The organism is Listeria sp. MAN/IMW/UF464 (assembly GCF_058683955.1).
Genome location: NZ_JBZWZP010000001.1, coordinates 1,130,963 through 1,147,056 on the forward strand (window position 1 = coordinate 1,130,963; position 16,094 = coordinate 1,147,056).

Annotated in this window: 16 protein-coding genes and 1 CRISPR repeat array; of the genes, 5 read left to right on the forward strand and 11 right to left on the reverse strand. The window is 37.5% G+C overall.

Annotated features, from left to right (window positions below; translation table 11 throughout):
- Positions 1–24 precede the first annotated feature (24 nt).
- Together AC4PG0_RS05735 and AC4PG0_RS05740 are read right to left on the reverse strand one after the other, a co-directional pair.
- A complete protein-coding gene (locus AC4PG0_RS05735; protein ID WP_492167353.1) occupies positions 25–1,029 on the reverse strand; it encodes an ROK family protein in 1,005 nt (334 codons plus the stop codon).
- 130 nt (positions 1,030–1,159) lie between these two features.
- The gene (locus AC4PG0_RS05740; protein WP_492167352.1) at positions 1,160–2,575 is read right to left on the reverse strand and encodes a DHA2 family efflux MFS transporter permease subunit; all 1,416 of its coding nucleotides are present in this window, start codon (positions 2,573–2,575) and stop codon (positions 1,160–1,162) included.
- A 145-nt stretch (positions 2,576–2,720) separates the two neighbouring features.
- On the opposite strand from AC4PG0_RS05740, the gene AC4PG0_RS05745 reads away from it, so the two are divergent.
- The 3 genes from AC4PG0_RS05745 to AC4PG0_RS05755 all read left to right on the forward strand — a co-directional run bounded on the left by AC4PG0_RS05745 (position 2,721) and on the right by AC4PG0_RS05755 (position 5,841).
- The gene (locus AC4PG0_RS05745) at positions 2,721–3,089 is read left to right on the forward strand and encodes a DUF1304 domain-containing protein (RefSeq protein WP_010990458.1); all 369 of its coding nucleotides are present in this window, start codon (positions 2,721–2,723) and stop codon (positions 3,087–3,089) included.
- Positions 3,090–3,511: 422 nt separating this feature from the next.
- Positions 3,512–4,324 (forward strand): histidine phosphatase family protein, encoded by an 813-nt coding sequence (locus tag AC4PG0_RS05750; protein WP_003760599.1) that lies wholly within the window; start codon positions 3,512–3,514, stop codon positions 4,322–4,324.
- A gap of 89 nt (positions 4,325–4,413) precedes the next feature.
- Positions 4,414–5,841, forward strand: coding sequence for a CapA family protein (locus tag AC4PG0_RS05755; RefSeq protein ID WP_492167351.1), 1,428 nt, complete (start codon positions 4,414–4,416; stop codon positions 5,839–5,841).
- Between the two features lie 49 nt (positions 5,842–5,890).
- On the opposite strand, the gene AC4PG0_RS05760 is transcribed toward AC4PG0_RS05755, so the two are convergent.
- Positions 5,891–6,322 carry a universal stress protein gene (locus tag AC4PG0_RS05760; RefSeq protein ID WP_003760597.1) on the reverse strand — a complete coding sequence of 144 codons (432 nt, stop codon included), beginning with the start codon at positions 6,320–6,322 and terminating at the stop codon, positions 5,891–5,893.
- 75 nt (positions 6,323–6,397) lie between these two features.
- Positions 6,398–8,233: a LapB repeat-containing protein gene (locus tag AC4PG0_RS05765; RefSeq protein ID WP_492167350.1), complete on the reverse strand. Its 1,836-nt coding sequence runs from the start codon at positions 8,231–8,233 to the stop codon at positions 6,398–6,400.
- A gap of 391 nt (positions 8,234–8,624) precedes the next feature.
- Here AC4PG0_RS05765 and AC4PG0_RS05770 point away from each other — a divergent pair, with 391 nt between their 5' ends.
- Both AC4PG0_RS05770 and AC4PG0_RS05775 read left to right on the forward strand, forming a co-directional pair.
- Positions 8,625–9,083 carry a MarR family transcriptional regulator gene (locus AC4PG0_RS05770; protein ID WP_003760595.1) on the forward strand — a complete coding sequence of 153 codons (459 nt, stop codon included), beginning with the start codon at positions 8,625–8,627 and terminating at the stop codon, positions 9,081–9,083.
- 5 nt (positions 9,084–9,088) lie between these two features.
- Positions 9,089–9,448, forward strand: coding sequence for a Lin0512 family protein (locus AC4PG0_RS05775; RefSeq protein ID WP_033533369.1), 360 nt, complete (start codon positions 9,089–9,091; stop codon positions 9,446–9,448).
- A gap of 18 nt (positions 9,449–9,466) precedes the next feature.
- Here AC4PG0_RS05775 and AC4PG0_RS05780 read toward each other — a convergent pair whose 3' ends face one another.
- The 7 genes from AC4PG0_RS05780 to rpe all read right to left on the reverse strand — a co-directional run bounded on the left by AC4PG0_RS05780 (position 9,467) and on the right by rpe (position 16,085).
- Entirely contained in the window at positions 9,467–10,150 is a 684-nt protein-coding gene (locus AC4PG0_RS05780) for a type 1 glutamine amidotransferase (RefSeq protein ID WP_033533370.1), read from the reverse strand.
- 78 nt (positions 10,151–10,228) lie between these two features.
- Positions 10,229–10,816, reverse strand: coding sequence for a hypothetical protein (locus AC4PG0_RS05785; RefSeq protein WP_185324978.1), 588 nt, complete (start codon positions 10,814–10,816; stop codon positions 10,229–10,231).
- A 188-nt stretch (positions 10,817–11,004) separates the two neighbouring features.
- Positions 11,005–11,485: direct repeats of the CRISPR family, unit length 29 nt; unit sequence ATTTACATTTCACAATAAGTAACTAAAAC.
- 236 nt (positions 11,486–11,721) lie between these two features.
- The gene (locus AC4PG0_RS05790; protein ID WP_003760587.1) at positions 11,722–12,657 is read right to left on the reverse strand and encodes a ribose-phosphate diphosphokinase; all 936 of its coding nucleotides are present in this window, start codon (positions 12,655–12,657) and stop codon (positions 11,722–11,724) included.
- Positions 12,658–12,796: 139 nt separating this feature from the next.
- The gene (locus AC4PG0_RS05795) at positions 12,797–14,068 is read right to left on the reverse strand and encodes a PTS galactitol transporter subunit IIC (protein ID WP_003765524.1); all 1,272 of its coding nucleotides are present in this window, start codon (positions 14,066–14,068) and stop codon (positions 12,797–12,799) included.
- A gap of 14 nt (positions 14,069–14,082) precedes the next feature.
- Entirely contained in the window at positions 14,083–14,376 is a 294-nt protein-coding gene (locus AC4PG0_RS05800; protein WP_003721293.1) for a PTS sugar transporter subunit IIB, read from the reverse strand.
- 12 nt (positions 14,377–14,388) lie between these two features.
- Positions 14,389–15,438 carry a galactitol-1-phosphate 5-dehydrogenase gene (locus AC4PG0_RS05805; RefSeq protein WP_153648353.1) on the reverse strand — a complete coding sequence of 350 codons (1,050 nt, stop codon included), beginning with the start codon at positions 15,436–15,438 and terminating at the stop codon, positions 14,389–14,391.
- Positions 15,435–16,085, reverse strand: a complete 651-nt coding sequence (gene rpe, locus AC4PG0_RS05810) for a ribulose-phosphate 3-epimerase (protein WP_185330596.1) — start codon at positions 16,083–16,085, stop codon at positions 15,435–15,437. Before rpe ends, AC4PG0_RS05805 begins: the two co-directional genes overlap by 4 nt.
- Positions 16,086–16,094 lie beyond the last annotated feature (9 nt).

Sequence of the window (16,094 nt, forward strand, 5' to 3'; positions counted from 1 at the left end):
AGAGCCTGTCAAAGGGCTCTTTTTTTATATCCGCCAATCCGTCATATTATTCTCCAAATAATCAATCCCAAACGCCAAAAGCCCAATCCGGTAATCCGTCGTAAACTTACGCGACAACACAATTTTCGGCAAAGTCGCATACGGATAAACTTGCTTCAACTCTTCCGTCAGTTTCTCGGTAAAATCCTTCTGCCCAAAATAAAAATTTGTATAGAGCACAATCGTTTCCGGATCGTAAAAACTCATCGTGAGGAGCACCATTTTACGAATATGCGCTTTAATTTCATCGACCGAAAAGTCAAAATTATCCCAGTCCACCTGTAACGGCATATGCTTAATCTCCCCAGCGAGCCCATTCTGCCCTTTCAAAATCTCGCCGTTCATCAAAAGCCCCGCACCAGGTGGAAAACGCTCCGGATAATAAAGTCCAACGATATTCTCCTCTTTCACCGGCCGATTTTTATACCCTAAAATCGCCGCATTTGTATCCGTTTCAACCAACACTGGCAAATTCACTTCCGCTTCCAAAGTCTCCCGCAATTGCACATTTAAAAGTAGCGGAAAATCCATCGCGCGCAGCTTACCACCAATTTCAATCCCTGGCACCCCAATTACAACGCAAGAAATCTTCGGAAAAGCACAAACAAGGTCTTTCGTATTCCGTTTCAGCGCAGTAATGTCCAGATCCTCTCCAGACATATCCTCCACAAACTCCGGCTCACCAAGCAAATTATAGACCGAAAAAGAATAAGTAATTTTCTTCCACTTTTCTTGCAAACTAATAACTAACACCTGCTGAAAATTAGGATTAATTTTATACGAAACAGCTCTTCTTCCGCCAGTCGCAACTGAATTATCTTGTTCTAAAATCTCATCATTTTCCACTAAATCACGAATCAGCTTGTTCACTGTAACTACACTAAGCCCAGTCACTTCGGCGATTTCCGCTTTTGTCATTGCTCCTTGCTGGCGTAAAATTGACTTGATATTTTTCTTATTCAGCTCTTTTAAATCACGAGGAAGTGCCATTATCAATCGCTCCATTCGTAAAGTTATTAAACAAACTTTATAAACTATATTTAATATTATTTTAACCACTCAGAACCCATTTGTCAAAACAAAAAAGAACCCCTCATTACGAGAAGTTCTCTTCACTTTATTATTTAGCTTTTCGAATAAAGAGCGAACACAGCAGACCAATACAAGCCATAATCAGTCCAAAAACAAAAGCATTTTGAATTCCGGCTGTCAGTGAAGCGACCATTTGTTCAGGTCCCATCCCTTGCGCCGTTTCCATATACGCTTTTTGTCCAGCAGACATGATTGTAATCGCAACAGCTGTCCCGATTGCGCCGGAAACTTGTTGTAATGTGTTCATAATCGCTGTGCCATCAGGATATAATTTTGGCGGCAATTGGTTTAATCCGTTTGTTTGTGCTGGCATCATGACCATTGAAATCCCAATCATTAACACTGAATGAAGCACGATGATAGTTAATGCAGATGTTCCAACTTCTATTCTCGTTAAGAAAAATAGTGCAATAACCGCTACGATAAACCCTGGGATAACAAGTGCGCGTGGACCGTATGCATCGAACAAACGCCCAGTAAATGGTGACATTAAACCATTCAGCACCCCACCCGGAAGTAAAACTAGTCCCGCTGAAAACGCCGCGAGTGCTAAACTATTTTGCAAGTATAGCGGTAGTAAAATCATCGTCGAAAGAATCATAATAAAGCTGATAAATACTAAAATAAGTCCTAATGTGAACATTGGGTATTTAAATACTTTCAAGTCCATCAAAGGTTTTTCCATTGTTAGTTGGCGCCAAACAAAGAGTCCAAGCGCAATTCCACCAACGATAATTGAAACTAATACCGTCGCGCTTCCCCAACCATTTTCTCCCGCACTACTAAAGGCAAATACGACTCCACCAAAACCTAGCGTCGAAAGAATAATCGATAAAATATCAATTTTCGGCTTCGTAACAACCGAAACATTTTGCATAAATTTCATTCCGAATAATAACGCAATAATAAGGAATGGCAAGGAAATCCAGAAAATCCAGTTCCAAGTCAAGTTTTCTAAAATAAGTCCTGAGATTGTCGGACCAACTGCTGGTGCAAACATAATTACCAGCCCGATCATACCCATTGCCGAGCCACGTTTATGCTCTGGGAAAATCAGTAAAATCGTGTTAAACATTAACGGTAGTAATAGCGCCGTACCTACTGCTTGCACTACGCGTCCAATCATTAACATCGCAAACGTTGGCGAAAGCGCCGCGATGAGCGTACCTGCAATCGAAAAACTCACTGCTGTAAAAAATAATCCTCGTGTTGTAAACCATTGTAAAAGCAATCCCGAAATCGGCACTAATATTCCAAGCGTTAGCAAATAACCTGTCGTAAGCCACTGCACTGTCGCTGAACTAATATCAAACACCTGTATCAAATCACTAAGCGCCATATTAAGAGCAGTTTCACTGAATAGTCCAATAAAACCAGCCATCAAAAATGAGGCAATAATTGGTATTGGGCGAATCTTCTGCCCACCTGTTGCTTCTTGCTGCATATAATTTCCCCCTTCTCAGACCAAAAATAAGTAGTCTACGTTTGATATTACGGAGATTTTGCCAATAAGTCAACGTTTCAAGCTTTATTTTTACGAAAAATTTACAAGCTATGCTATACTTCGGAGTAGAAAAGAGGGATTATTTATGGCCATTTTAGCATTTATTTTAACCTTCATCGTAATGATCGAGCATATTTATATAATGATTTTAGAAATGTTTTTCGCCAATACCAACCTCGCAGCCAAGACGTTTGGTGTCGAGAAGGAACTACTTGCGAATAAGAAAGTACAGACACTATTTGCGAATCAAGGGCTTTATAATGGCTTTCTTGCAGCAGGGCTTGTGTGGGGATTGTTTTTCGCGGGAGCAGGATTTGCGGAAACTGTGCAGATTTTCTTTTTGAGTTGTGTCGTTGTGGCGGCGCTGTTTGGCGGGGCGACTTCTTCTAAGGGAATTTTGGTGAAGCAGGGCTTGCCGGCGGTTTTGGCGTTGGTTGTGGTTTTGTTGGTTTAGAAGAGTTTTGAAAAGACTGGGATTTGTATCCTGGTCTTTTTTTATGTCTCATGATAGTTAATTCTTAAATACCTTTAGCAAATAAACACAACGCAAACTGTACTAAATAAAGCATCAAAAGTAATACTTCAGACATCTTTAAAATGTAAAATACAGTAAATTTTCCAACTAATTAACACGTTAAACCACTAGCATTTAAGCCACTTTATCCACTAAAGATTCATTTATTTTTTAAAATTTACTAAAAACAGACTTGTAAACGCTTTCCGTTCATGCTAAAATCGAGCTATAAATAAATATCCTTATTCAGGAATGTTACCAACTTGGGCATAACCTAGATAAATGGAGAATTGGCTTTTTGGGCTATTTTTCGATTTATCTAGGTTTTTATTTTGCTAAATACTAACAAAAAGGAGAATAAGATGAAGAAAAATATTTTGAAATTAATGATGGTGTTTTGTGCATTACTACTAATTGCGGGTTGTGGAAATAACTCAAACGCAGACAAAGCATCCAAAGAAACTAAAAAAGATGGTACTGTGACTTTTTATGTTGTACGTCACGGTAAAACAATGTTAAATACAACTGACCGTGTACAAGGTTGGTCAGATGCAGTTCTTACTCCAGCTGGGGAAGACGTTGTAAAAAGTGCTGGTAAAGGCTTGAAAGACGTTGACTTCTCTGCTGCATATAGTAGTGATAGCGGTCGTGCCATCCAAACTGCAAACTTAATTTTGAAAGAAAGTGCTAAATCTGCGGATAAAAAAGTAGAAACAGATGAACGTTTCCGCGAATTTAATTTTGGTTCTTATGAAGGCGATTTAAATGAAAATATGTGGACTGATATTGCGAAAAGCCAAGGTAAAACTTTAGAAGAATGGCAAAAAGCTGGTATCTCTCCAAAAGGATTTGCGGATAGTGTAGCTGCTCTTGATAAAACTCGCGTAAAAGAAGGCGAAAACTGGCCTGCAGAAGATTACGCAACTATCCAAGCTCGTCTAAAAGATGGTTTAACAGAAGTTGCTAAGAAAGAAAGCAAAAATGGAGACAGCAATGTATTACTAGTTTCCCACGGCTTAAGTATTGGTGCGCTTCTTGATACAATTGAACCTGGATATAAACTTCCACCAGCTGGAATTAAAAATGCAAGTGTTACAAAAATCACTTACAAAGATGGTAAATTCACTATTGGCGATGTAAATGATTTAAGCTATGTAGAAAAAGGTTCTAAATAAAAATCACCGTAAAAGCCCAAATTATTTTGGGCTTTTACTTTAAACAAAATCATGTACTCAGCGAAAATGAAACCATGGAGGGCATCTAGTTGAAGACACTTACTTTTATTATCATTGGTTTTGCATTTATCTTGATAGCAGGAGTTTTTTGGATTACTCATTCCACCCACAAACCCGAACAAAATAATACCCAAACCACCACTCAAAAAAAAATAAGCCCTGCTAATCTCAAAACAATCTCAGCAAAAACGAAGAAAACCTTAAGTTCCCTAGCAAATTCAGGAGCCGACAAAGCTTCCCTTTCTGAGTTGAATCAATTAATTAAAGAGCTGAACAACTATTCTACCGAAAAAAATGAATCTAGTGACTATATCAAAAACTTGCAAGCATGCTTAGAAGCCGTAAAATCATATAGCACTGGGAAAGCTGATGAAAAAGCGCTTGGAAAAGTATATCCTAACTTTCTTTTAAGCGAACAAAAATTAACTGAAATAGAAAAAACAAGCCAATATGATTGGTTTTATGCTGCAGCAGCGGCTAACGAGCAAGGATTAAAAGAAAACGGCGTCGTTACGTTAACAATGGTTGGTGATAATTCATTTGGCACCTATCCAGAAACACCAGAAAACCTAAAATTTGATAATGTATTCAAAAAAAATAACGGTACTGATACGTATGTATTTAAAAATTGTCTTCCCTGGTTTAAATCTGATGACTTTACAGTAATTAATGCCGAAAGTGCTTTTACAAATGCTACGAAAGCTGAAAATAAAAAGTGGCGCATTAAAAGCGATCCAGCCCATGTAGCCTTTTTACCAGCGAGTGGCGTGGACGCAGCGAATCTTGCAAATAATCATACTAAAGACTACTTTCAAGTTGGCTATGATGATACTTTAAAAGCTTTCAAAGATAATAATATTCCTGTTTTTAATTCCGATGCACCGCTTGAAACAACGATTAAAGGAATGAAAACTGTGATGCTTGGCTACGATTGTCGAATGAGTCAGCAGTCTCCAGCCTATCTTGAAAGAATTGTAAAAGACGTTAAAAAATATAAAAAAGAAGATACGCTCGTTATCGTTAATATGCACTGGGGTGTCGAATATCGTGAAACTCCAACAAACTACCAAACTCAATTTGGACATGCTATTTTAGATGCTGGTGCTGATATAATTATGGGAGCTCATCCCCACCGCCTGGAAAGTGTCGAAAAATATAAAGATAAATATATTGTATACAGTATGGGCGATTTTGCTTTTGGCGCGGACCCAACTCTCCTTTCAAGGATGACCTCGATGTTCCAATTGCGTTTTACAAAAGAAGCTAATAAAATTGTTTTAAAAAATATTTCCATTGTTCCTACTTACGAAAATTCCGATGGTAGCACAACAGAAAACAACTATCAGCCTCTTCCAGTATTTGGTGAAGATGCTAAGAAAATAGTTAATGAACTAACTCGTATCAGTAAACCCGTTCCAGGTGGAGTAACGGAATATACGTACTTTGATCCGTTTTGATAAAACAAAAAGAGTAGATACCTTCTAGATGAAAGTATCTACTCTTTTCTTATCTTGCTATTAAAGTGTCACAAATCGCATGGGCCATAATATAAGAAGATACGCTACCAAGCACAAGTTTTTCAACCCGGTTCATTCCGGTAGCTCCACAAATAATTAAATCTGCTTGAAATTCTGCGGGAATATCAGTCGATAGTAAGATTTTAGGATTTCCTTTAGCTACAAAAGTTTCTACTTTCGCCACTCCAGCTCTCCTTGCAATGTCGGCATATTCATTTACGCTCGTTTTTAGTTCTAATTCCGCTTTTTCTTCTAAACTTCCATCATAAGAAACATTTGGAGAAAAAGCTCGTAAATCAACAATACTTGCAATACCAAGAACACCATCTAATTTCAGAGCTAATTCTAATCCTTTTTCAAAGGCTAACTTCGCTGGTTCCGAGCCATCTACAGCTACAAGAATACGATGATATTTTTCCATAATCATAACCTCCTACAACTTTTCTTATAGTATTCAATACCCTATAAAAATAATTTTAGGCTTCTTTTCAGATGTTTAAGATTTGCGTTTTCTGAAAAGAATGAGAGCCGTCAAACTAAGCATTGCTCCTGCTGAAACTAACGGAAGAGTGCCGAATCCAGCATCTCCGGTTTTTGGAAGTGCTTTAGTTTTTGGCTGGTTTGTTTTTGTTCTTACATTTTCATTAGTTGTTAATGTAGTATTATTTGCTTTTTCTTGCACAGTAACTTGTTCTTCTGTGTTTTCACTTTGTATGTCTGGGTTTTTTGTAGGTTCTGAAGGTGATTTTTCATTTTGCGTTGAGGGTTTTTCTTCGGGTGTAGGGGTCTTTTCTTCAGGTGTAGGTGGTGTTGGGTCAACTGTTTCGCCGTCCGCATCAGTGACTGTCACAATAACTGTTACAGGATCTGCTTTTTGGCCGCGCTCATTTTCAGCATTTAATGTTACGGTGTATTTTCCTGGTGTGGTTAAATCTACTACTTTATTAAAATCGCTTGTAAGTGTCGCGTTTCCTGTTACAGCTGAATGAATCTCGGTTAAAAATTCGTCGACTGATTTAGTTGTTGCTTTGTTATAAGAAATGGTAGGATCTGCTGTGATAACAGGTTTTTCATGTACAGTTACTTTTACTGTCACAGGGGTTGCTTTGAGCCCTGCTGCATTTTCTGCGTTTAATGTGACCGTGTATTCGCCCGGTACATCTAGTTTTACGACTTGGTTAAAGTCACTTTGGACAAGAGTGCCATCGTCCGTTTTAGCATGAACATCTTTTAAAAATTGCTCTTCGGTTATTGCATCGTATTGGTTATAGTCAAAACTTTCATCGGCTGTTAAATCTAAAGTGTGGCTAATATCAAAATACTGATCGTATGTTCCGCTGGAGATTGTATATGAAGTCATGCTTGGTGGTGTCGGATAGCTGCCAGTTGGAAAGTCATAGCGTGCATTATATTCAATTTCGTCAAGGTTATCAAATTCTTCTTTCGTTACGCCACTTACTGTAATGCCATCATCTGTAATTGTAAGACGTGAACTTGGAAGTGCCACATCGTTAAAACCTAAATACGTGTTACTTGCAGAGGTTGACTTAGAAAAAGGAGCAACTGTCCCATCAAAGCTAGTTAATGGCTTTGGCATCATCGAAAATGGTAAATATAACGTTTGGTTTGCTTCGTTAAAATCAAGTTTGCCTGATTTAAGCGTAATGCGCGGATTTGTCCGCCCGGTATTTTGTCCAAATGCTGCTAAAGCTTTTAAGTTACCATTTTTAAAACTCTCAAAATTATTTAAAGGTCGAAAATCATCAATTCCATCAAATTGCACAAAAAGCGTTGTTAATGCTGGCAAAGAGGCTAATGCAGAAATATCCGTGATTTTCATTGAATTTTGTGCGTACAGATAGGTTAGTTTCGGTAATTTATTAAAATTATTAAAAACATTATGTGTTACTTCACTGCCACTAATACTTAAGCTCTGTAAATTAACTAACCCGTTTAAATCTACAAAAAAGCTATCTTTCACATTGTCACCACTAACCGTTATGTAAGTCAAAGATGTTTGGTTTTTAATTGGCTCTAGGGTTTGAATGTTTGTATTGTTAAGTGTCAGTGTTGTAAGATTTTCCGCTTCTTCTATACCGGTAAGATCAGTATAATTACTTCCAGAAAGAGTAACGGTTTTGATTGTTGCTAGTTGGCTTTTAGTGATTGGAGCATTCGTCGTTTGTTTGAGTAATCCATTCAGATATGCTCTTAAGTTTGTATCAGGAATATTAACGACATCTGATGTTTCATCTGCATGAACTGCCGTTGTAGGATAGATCATTATAAACATACAAATAGTTACGAGAAACAATTTTAGAACTTTTTTCATTTATAATCTCCTTAATGGTTGATTTCTTTCCAAAGTATAACGTCATAAAAATTAACTCTCAATACGTTTTCGTAAAATATTTCACGTTTGATTTGCTTTAATATTCATATTATTCAGTTTATAATATTGACAAATCGCTTTAAATCAATAAAGAAAGCGTTTTATTTCCCAAAAATAAAAAGATTGAAAATTCTATTAACGTAACATTTTGTACACAAATATAGGTTTACAAATACTAATATTAAACTTTCTGTTTCCAATTTATTTAAAAATTTATCAAATTCAGCTTAAAAAACAAGCTTTTTTATTGGAAAAAAGTAGTGCGCTTACCATCATTCCTTCGCCCTATTTATGCTATACTGTTGATATTGACAGAAAAAGGGGTATATTTATGAACAATGAGCAAAACATGAATCAACAAATCGCTTTATTTTACTTCGGCTATAAAGCATTTACAGAGACCGCTGATTTAATTATTGCCAAACATTCACTAAAAAGATTACATCATCGCATTTTGTTCTTTACTGCACGGATGCCTGGACTTACGATTAACGAACTTTTAACCTTTTTAGAAATATCGAAACAAGCCTTACACCAGCCACTTGCAGAGTTAAAAGATCGCGAACTTCTTACAATTGAACAAGGCACTCGCGACAAACGCCAACGCTGTATTTTTTTGACCACAGCTGGTAAAGAATTAGAAAATGAACTCGGCGCTGCACAGCGAAAACAGATGGCAGAAATATTCGCTAATTCCTCTGATACTGATGGCTTACATTTTACCGAAGTGATGGAAGGCTACGCAAAAAATCGACCTGGTGCAACTTTAATAAAAGACTTTAAGGAGTGACAATGATGGAACAAATTTTATTCATTCAAACTGGCTTTGGTGTAGATGTACACGGCCAAAATATAACTAAAGCGGCTGAACGCGCTGTAAGAAATGCGATTTTCACTAATTCGATGCCCGGGATTCAGGGACTCCTTCCAGAGGGCGATTTACAAAACATGGTAGTGAATATCAAACTAGCTTTACCATGCGATGCCGATAAATTAGACGAAGATACTATTCGCTCAATTATCCCTTATGGTACGGTAACAATCGAAAAAATGGCTGGCGGCATGATGACAACAAGCGGCATTTTCTTGGAAGATAAAGAAGACAAGAACGATTTAATGTATATTGTCAACGCTTCTGTTGAAACTGGATATTAAGAAAAAACCATCTGATTTTTAGTCAGATGGTTTTACTTTTATTAAATAGTCCAAAATAGCTTCTAACATTTGCTTATTATCCCGAGGAACACTTTTAGCTCGCATTAATTCGATGCTTTGAACGTATTTACCTGGTGTGATAAATTCCTCATCAATTTGCAAAATAGTCTCTATTCCAGCCTTTTCCATTTCAAAATGAAATTGTAAACCGATAATATTTTCTCCGTATATAAAGCCTTGGTTTAAGCAGCCTTCGCTAGCAAACAAACGAGTAGCACCATCCGGCAACGAAAATGTATCTTGATGCCAATGAAATACGTCGAGCGATTCAGGAAAAAACGCTAATTTTTCCGATGTTCGCTTAATAGGAAACCAGCCGACTTCCTTTTCTTTATTTACCGTAATCTCACTACCAAAAGTCGCTGCAATTTGCTGAGCACCAAGACATACGCCAAATACCGGTTTATTTTGCTCACTTAATCGTCTTATCAAGGCCCTCTCTTCCACTAACCAGGGAAATTCAGCTGTATCATTTATCCCCATCGGTCCTCCAAGCACAATTAAAAAATCCGAATCTTTTGGAACATGTTCATTTTCTTCAAATAACGTATGTATCTTTAACTGATGCTGATTTTCTCTCGCCCAATTCGCTATAAGTCCAGGTCCTTCGTGCGGCACATGTTGCAATACATCAATAATCAATTTATCAGCTCCCGTCATTTTTTTCTATTATGACGGAATTTTAAGTTTTCCGCAACTAGGCTAAACCATTTGCCTTTTTTACTTTGAATCTTGATATTTTTCGAAAACTTGTTGTTTGATTGCTTGGTAATTCTTTACTTCATCCTTACTTTCGGAAATAAAATCGTATTTTTGAACTTCGCCAAGTTTGTCAAAATCTGCCAGAACGCCTTGTTTTTCTTGGAGTTTTTCACTGAATTTACCGTAACCCAGGCTGACTATAGAACTTACTTTATCGTCGCTCTCGTTTAGAAACAAGGTATATTCTTCATTTTTTTCAAGTGCAATATAGTTTTCAACCGCGACATATTTATCATCACTTAAATACCACGGTTCCGAAATATCTACTTTTTCGCCTTTTTTAAAATTACCTTTGTAGTTTTTTAAAATCTCTACTTCACTAATCGTACTTCCATTTTTACCGATGTCTTTATTCTGTAGAAATTTCACTTTAACAATAGAATCACTGTTGGCTGCTAGTTCATCCAAATTTGCTGGAATAGTGTAGTCCGCCCGTATAGAAATCGTCTTCGAAATGGCAGTTTCTTTCGTTACTTCTTCGTTTTGTGATGAACACCCATATAATAAAACTGCGAGTAGCATAAGTGGCATTAGAACTTTTTTCATGTTGATGTCCTCCAGATTATGTTTGAGTTTTTGAGAGAGCTGGTAAATGTCAATGGTTGTTAAAGGCATTTTTTTAAGGGATGTAAATTAAAACTGTAATTTTTAAATGTGAGCAAAGATTATAAATTGAGCTTTTATTTCATAGTGAATAACTAAAACTAAACCAACGAATGTCGAAAAGGTCTATAATTTACATTTCACAATAAGTAACTAAAACTAATTCTGTCGTATTCCGTTTGTGGCATTGCTATTTTATTTACAATTCACAATAAGTAACTAAAACAAACAACAGGCACAAATGTGTATCAAGACCACTTGGTATTTACATTTCACAATAAGTAACTAAAACTGAAGCAACATCAAACATTGGTCTTAAATCAACCTAATTTACATTTCACAATAAGTAACTAAAACAAGTGAGTTATTATGATCAGATTTTAAAATCTCCATTTACATTTCACATTAAATAACTAAAACCGAAAAATACGATTAAAAAACATCAAGATTGGAGATTTACATTTCAAATTAAGTAACTAAAACGGCGATAGCTCCTTAGATTTGATTTTATATAGCTTATTTACATTTCACAATAAGTAACTAAAACGAATGGAACAATTAGACGATGGGATAAATCTACGCCATTTACATTTCACAATAAGCAACTAAAACCCGTGCGCTTTTCTTCTTACTCCCATCTTACCTCAAAAGGCTGTTTCTGTCGACTTGTTCCAAATCAGATAAAATCTACTTTTGCCAGCATACTTTTTCAAAGCAAATATCTCCAAACTCCGCTTCCTCCAAGCATTCACAAATTCCTGTCGGTCTCCGGTGTTTTTCACGCTACTTAACGTTGACAGATAACAAAAAAACAGCAACTCTACTAGTTGCTGTTTTCTGCTTATATCTTAAAATAACGGATGCAATGAACGGTTTTCTTGGACGCCTTCGATTGCGCGACCTAAGATTCGTCCGATGGAGATGGTTGTTAGTTTGTCGAATTGCTTTTCTTCTGGAAGGTCGATAGAGTCGGATGTAATGACTTCTTTGATTCTTGAGTTTTGCAAACGTTCAGTCGCGTCTCCAGCCATGACTGAATGGGTTGCGCACGCGATTACTTCTACTGCCCCTTTTTCAAGTAAAATGTCAGCTGAAGTTGTGGCACGTACACCGGTATCGATAATATCATCGACAACGATTGCGACTTTGCCTTTCACGTCGCCGATAACGCTCATAATCTCATCTTCGTGCGGTCTTGGTTTACGATTTAAAATGGCGATTGGCGCGTTTAATCGATCAGCAATTCTACGTGCACGAACAACACCACTATGATCTGGTGCGACTACAACGACGTCCTCTTCACCGTATTTTTCAATCAAATAATCACCGATAAGTGGAACTGCTGAAAGATGATCGATTGGAATATTGAAAAAGCCTTGAATTTGAGCTGCATGCAAATCAACAGTAATTAAACGATTTGCTCCCGCACGTTGGATTAAGTTTGCCATTAATTTGGCAGTAATAGGTTCTCTTGAGCGTGCTTTTCTGTCCTGACGAGCATAGCCATAATAAGGCATAATTATATTAATTGAGTGCACGGAAGCGCGTTTTAAGGCATCTACCATGATTAAAAGTTCCATTAAGCGTTCATTTACGTTTGCATTCATTGATTGAACAACATACGCGTTAGTTCCGCGGATACTTTCCTCAATATTAATTTTCACTTCTCCATCACTGAACTTCTGGAGCTCCACCTCACATAAAGGTATATCTAGATAATCTGCAATTTTTGTCGCAAGTGGTCTCTCACTCGTCACAGAAAAAAGTTTCATTTTGCCTGTCATTGCTATCTCCTTCCACCGTACTAATTTCTTCTCCTTATTATTATATAGAACTGTCTGAGGGTTGTCTACTAGCTAAAAATTCTTCCCGGAAATAAAACAAGCATTAGCGCGAACTAATGCTTGTTTCACTATATTGCAATTAAAGAATGCCGCCGAACCAATGAAGTCCGTAATATACAATCCAAGTATACCACTGAGTCCCTACAGCTAGAGAGGTTACTTCTACAGCATCTTTTGGTATATTATAACCGATTTGACCAGCAAGTTCCGTCATCAGTGGTGCCGCTGCGCCTGATAGGTAGAGGGTAATAATGACGATAACGATACCTGTGAAAATCCCTCTAAACAAATTACCTTTTGAAGGAACAATGGCAAAAATCATATAGAATGGTAATGCCGTTAAATCAGCTAAAGGTAATACTTTATTGCCTGGTAAAATGAACGCTAAGATTAAAGTAATTGGAATCATTAACAGTCCAAGTGAAAGTACAAATGGGTGTCCAATCCCAACCGCTGAATCTAGTCCGATGAATAGTTCGCGACCTGGGAAACGTTTTTCCATGAATTCATGGGCAGCTTCTGAAATAACTGTAAGACCGTCCATTAAAAGCGAAACCATCCGCGGAATAAGTACTAAACTAGCTGCAATTGTTACTCCAGTTTGCAATACTTGGCTTAGTGGCATTTGCGCAATTGCTGCAAGTCCACCACCGATAATTAAGCCCATCAGCATCGGTTCGCCGAAAATACCTAAACGGGTTTGAACTTTCTCTGTGGACCAATTGATTTTCCTAACGCCAGGAATTTTTCCAAGTAACCAGTTCATCGGATAACCAACAAGAGCCCACCCAGAAGTTTGAATTTGTGGTAAGGAAATTCCATCCAAACCTAATACATCCTCCACATCTTTTTGCGTCCAGTCAGCGATTTTGAAAATAATTGCCATATTAATAATCGAACTAAGAATCGCAATAATCATACTACCAGTCGTTAAGTAAAGTGCACTCGCGATAAAAAGCGGCTGCCAGTAGTTCCAAATATCCACATCCATTGTTTTCGTCCATTTAAAGGCAATCATTAAAATATTAGTTGCAATAATTGCTACAAAAACAAATGGCACTACTTCAGTCCCCCATGCGAGTGACGAGCCAACTCCCCAACCAATATCCGTCGCTGTTAATTTAAAATTATAGTTCTCTACCAGTGCTTTTGTAACTGGTGTAATGGTCGTTAACATAAGTGAAGTGATAACGCCTAGTCCAACAAATCCAACGCCAACTGTTAGCCCTGCTTTAAAAGCTACACTAATTTTTTTGCGGAAAATCACACCTAGAATGGTAATGATAATTGGCATCATAACTGTTACACCAAGCCCGATAATATATTTAAAGAAATCTAGAATAATATCCATTTTGTGCCCTCCCTTTAATCTTGAAGTATCGCGAGTATTTCATCGATTGTTTCTTGTTTTTTAAGGCCAGTTAAAAATGATCTTCCAATGACAACTGGTACATCACCAACATCACCTGTAACTGTTGTTGAACTAACAATAATGTCTGGCTTAGATGTGCTTACTTTTGACGCTACTTCTTGAACCGTGCACTGACTAATTTCATATGGAATGCGCTTTTCATCTAATACCGCACGCACTTTTTTGGAAATAACTGTGGAAGTCGCAATTCCTGTCCCACAACATACATAAATTCTCTTCTTTTTCATCTTAAAATCCCCCTATCTTTCTGGGAAAAATAGTACTTTCCCGAAAAATTCATTTCTTTCATAGATTCGCTCAAAAACTTCTGGTCCTTCTGCAAGTGAAAGACGATGTGTAATCATTGGCTCAATGTTGATTTGTTTGTTAGCTAGGAAGTGAATGGTTGTTTGCCACTCTTTTCCTGGAAATGGTGCGGAAATTGCGTTCCATGAACCCCAAACAGTAAGCTCACTCCGCACAATTTTTTCAAAATAGAAACGTTCGATTGTTACATCGGCATATGGAATTCCTAGGAACACGACGCCTCCACCTTTTTTCGCATAGGCAAAAACTTGAGCGGATGTAATAGGTGATCCCGCGGCTTCTACAACTAAATCAGCATTTAGACCATCTGTATGTGCTGCGACTACTTCTAATGGATCTTCTTTTAATGAATTAATAACTACGTCTGCTCCCACTTCTTTCGCAAGAGCTAACTTTTTATCGTCTACATCAATCGCAATAACTCTTCTTGCGCCAAAAACTTTTGCCCATTGAATTGCTAGCAAACCGATATTGCCGCTTCCGACAACGACGACATCATCGCCTGCTTGTAATTTCGTATGATAAAATCCATGAACGACCACTGCAGAAGGCTCGACAAGTGCAGCCGCTTCATAATCTAATTCGTCTGGTATTTTTACTACATTTTCTGCTGGAAGTTTGATATACTCAGCATAGGCTCCGGGATGTCTTGCTCCGATTACTGTTAGCTTCCGACAGCGGGCGAATTCGCCTTTTTTACAGTATTCACACTCTCCGCAATAGAGTGCTGGGCATCCGGCAGCCCTATCACCAATTTCAATATCAGTTACCGCACTACCAACCTCAATCACTTCTCCTGAAAATTCGTGTCCCCACACCATTCCCGGTACATACGGACCAAGTTTACTGTATCTCGAAATATCTGATCCGCAAATTCCAACCGTTTTTACTTTCAAAATAACATCATCAGGTTGTTCGATTGTTGGCATATCTGCTTCTTCATAACGCAAATCTCTTTTCCCATATAATTTTAAAGCTTTCATTCTGTTAAAACTCCCTTCGATAACTTTTCCAAATTCGCTTCGATATCGCCTTCAAATAAATAAGATCCTACAACGATTAAATCTGCGCCTGCAAGTGTACATTCTTTCGCAAGTTCGTCATTTACTCCGCCATCTACTTCAATTTGAATAGGACGATTTCCAATATACGCTTTGGTTTTTCTGATTTTTTCTAAACTTGATTGGAAGAATTTTTGACCACCTAAGCCTGGATTTACAGTCATAAGCAAAATACAGTCAATATCATCTAACACGTATTCTAGAGTGCTTGGTGGTGTACCTGGATTTAACACAACTCCAGCGCGAACTCCGTAACTTTTAATTAGTTGAATTGTACGATGTAAATGGGTTGTCGCTTCTTGGTGGACTGTAATCATATGGGCACCAGCTTCCACTAATCTTGGAATATAACGATCTGGTTCATACACCATCATATGCACATCAAATTGAAGTTTTGTGCCTTTTTTCATCATTTTGATTTGATCAGGACCAAAAGCAATATTCGGAACGAACGAGCCATCCATCATATCTACATGTAATAAATCGATGCCATTTTTCTCTAAGACTTGTAACTGTTCATTAATTCTGCCGATGTCTGCTCCAAAAACAGACGGAACTATTTTTGCCACTATTATCAC

Coding starts and splice junctions, on each gene's coding strand:
- AC4PG0_RS05795 (WP_003765524.1), bottom strand. CDS start 14,068: ATGGATATTATTCTAGATTTCTTTAAATATATTATCGGGCTTGGTGTA.
- AC4PG0_RS05805 (WP_153648353.1), bottom strand. CDS start 15,438: ATGAAAGCTTTAAAATTATATGGGAAAAGAGATTTGCGTTATGAAGAA.
- AC4PG0_RS05760 (WP_003760597.1), bottom strand. CDS start 6,322: ATGGAAAAATATCATCGTATTCTTGTAGCTGTAGATGGCTCGGAACCA.
- AC4PG0_RS05740 (WP_492167352.1), bottom strand. CDS start 2,575: ATGCAGCAAGAAGCAACAGGTGGGCAGAAGATTCGCCCAATACCAATT.
- AC4PG0_RS05800 (WP_003721293.1), bottom strand. CDS start 14,376: ATGAAAAAGAAGAGAATTTATGTATGTTGTGGGACAGGAATTGCGACT.
- AC4PG0_RS05770 (WP_003760595.1), top strand. CDS start 8,625: ATGAACAATGAGCAAAACATGAATCAACAAATCGCTTTATTTTACTTC.
- AC4PG0_RS05745 (WP_010990458.1), top strand. CDS start 2,721: ATGGCCATTTTAGCATTTATTTTAACCTTCATCGTAATGATCGAGCAT.
- AC4PG0_RS05775 (WP_033533369.1), top strand. CDS start 9,089: ATGGAACAAATTTTATTCATTCAAACTGGCTTTGGTGTAGATGTACAC.
- AC4PG0_RS05735 (WP_492167353.1), bottom strand. CDS start 1,029: ATGGCACTTCCTCGTGATTTAAAAGAGCTGAATAAGAAAAATATCAAG.
- AC4PG0_RS05750 (WP_003760599.1), top strand. CDS start 3,512: ATGAAGAAAAATATTTTGAAATTAATGATGGTGTTTTGTGCATTACTA.
- AC4PG0_RS05765 (WP_492167350.1), bottom strand. CDS start 8,233: ATGAAAAAAGTTCTAAAATTGTTTCTCGTAACTATTTGTATGTTTATA.
- AC4PG0_RS05785 (WP_185324978.1), bottom strand. CDS start 10,816: ATGAAAAAAGTTCTAATGCCACTTATGCTACTCGCAGTTTTATTATAT.
- AC4PG0_RS05790 (WP_003760587.1), bottom strand. CDS start 12,657: ATGACAGGCAAAATGAAACTTTTTTCTGTGACGAGTGAGAGACCACTT.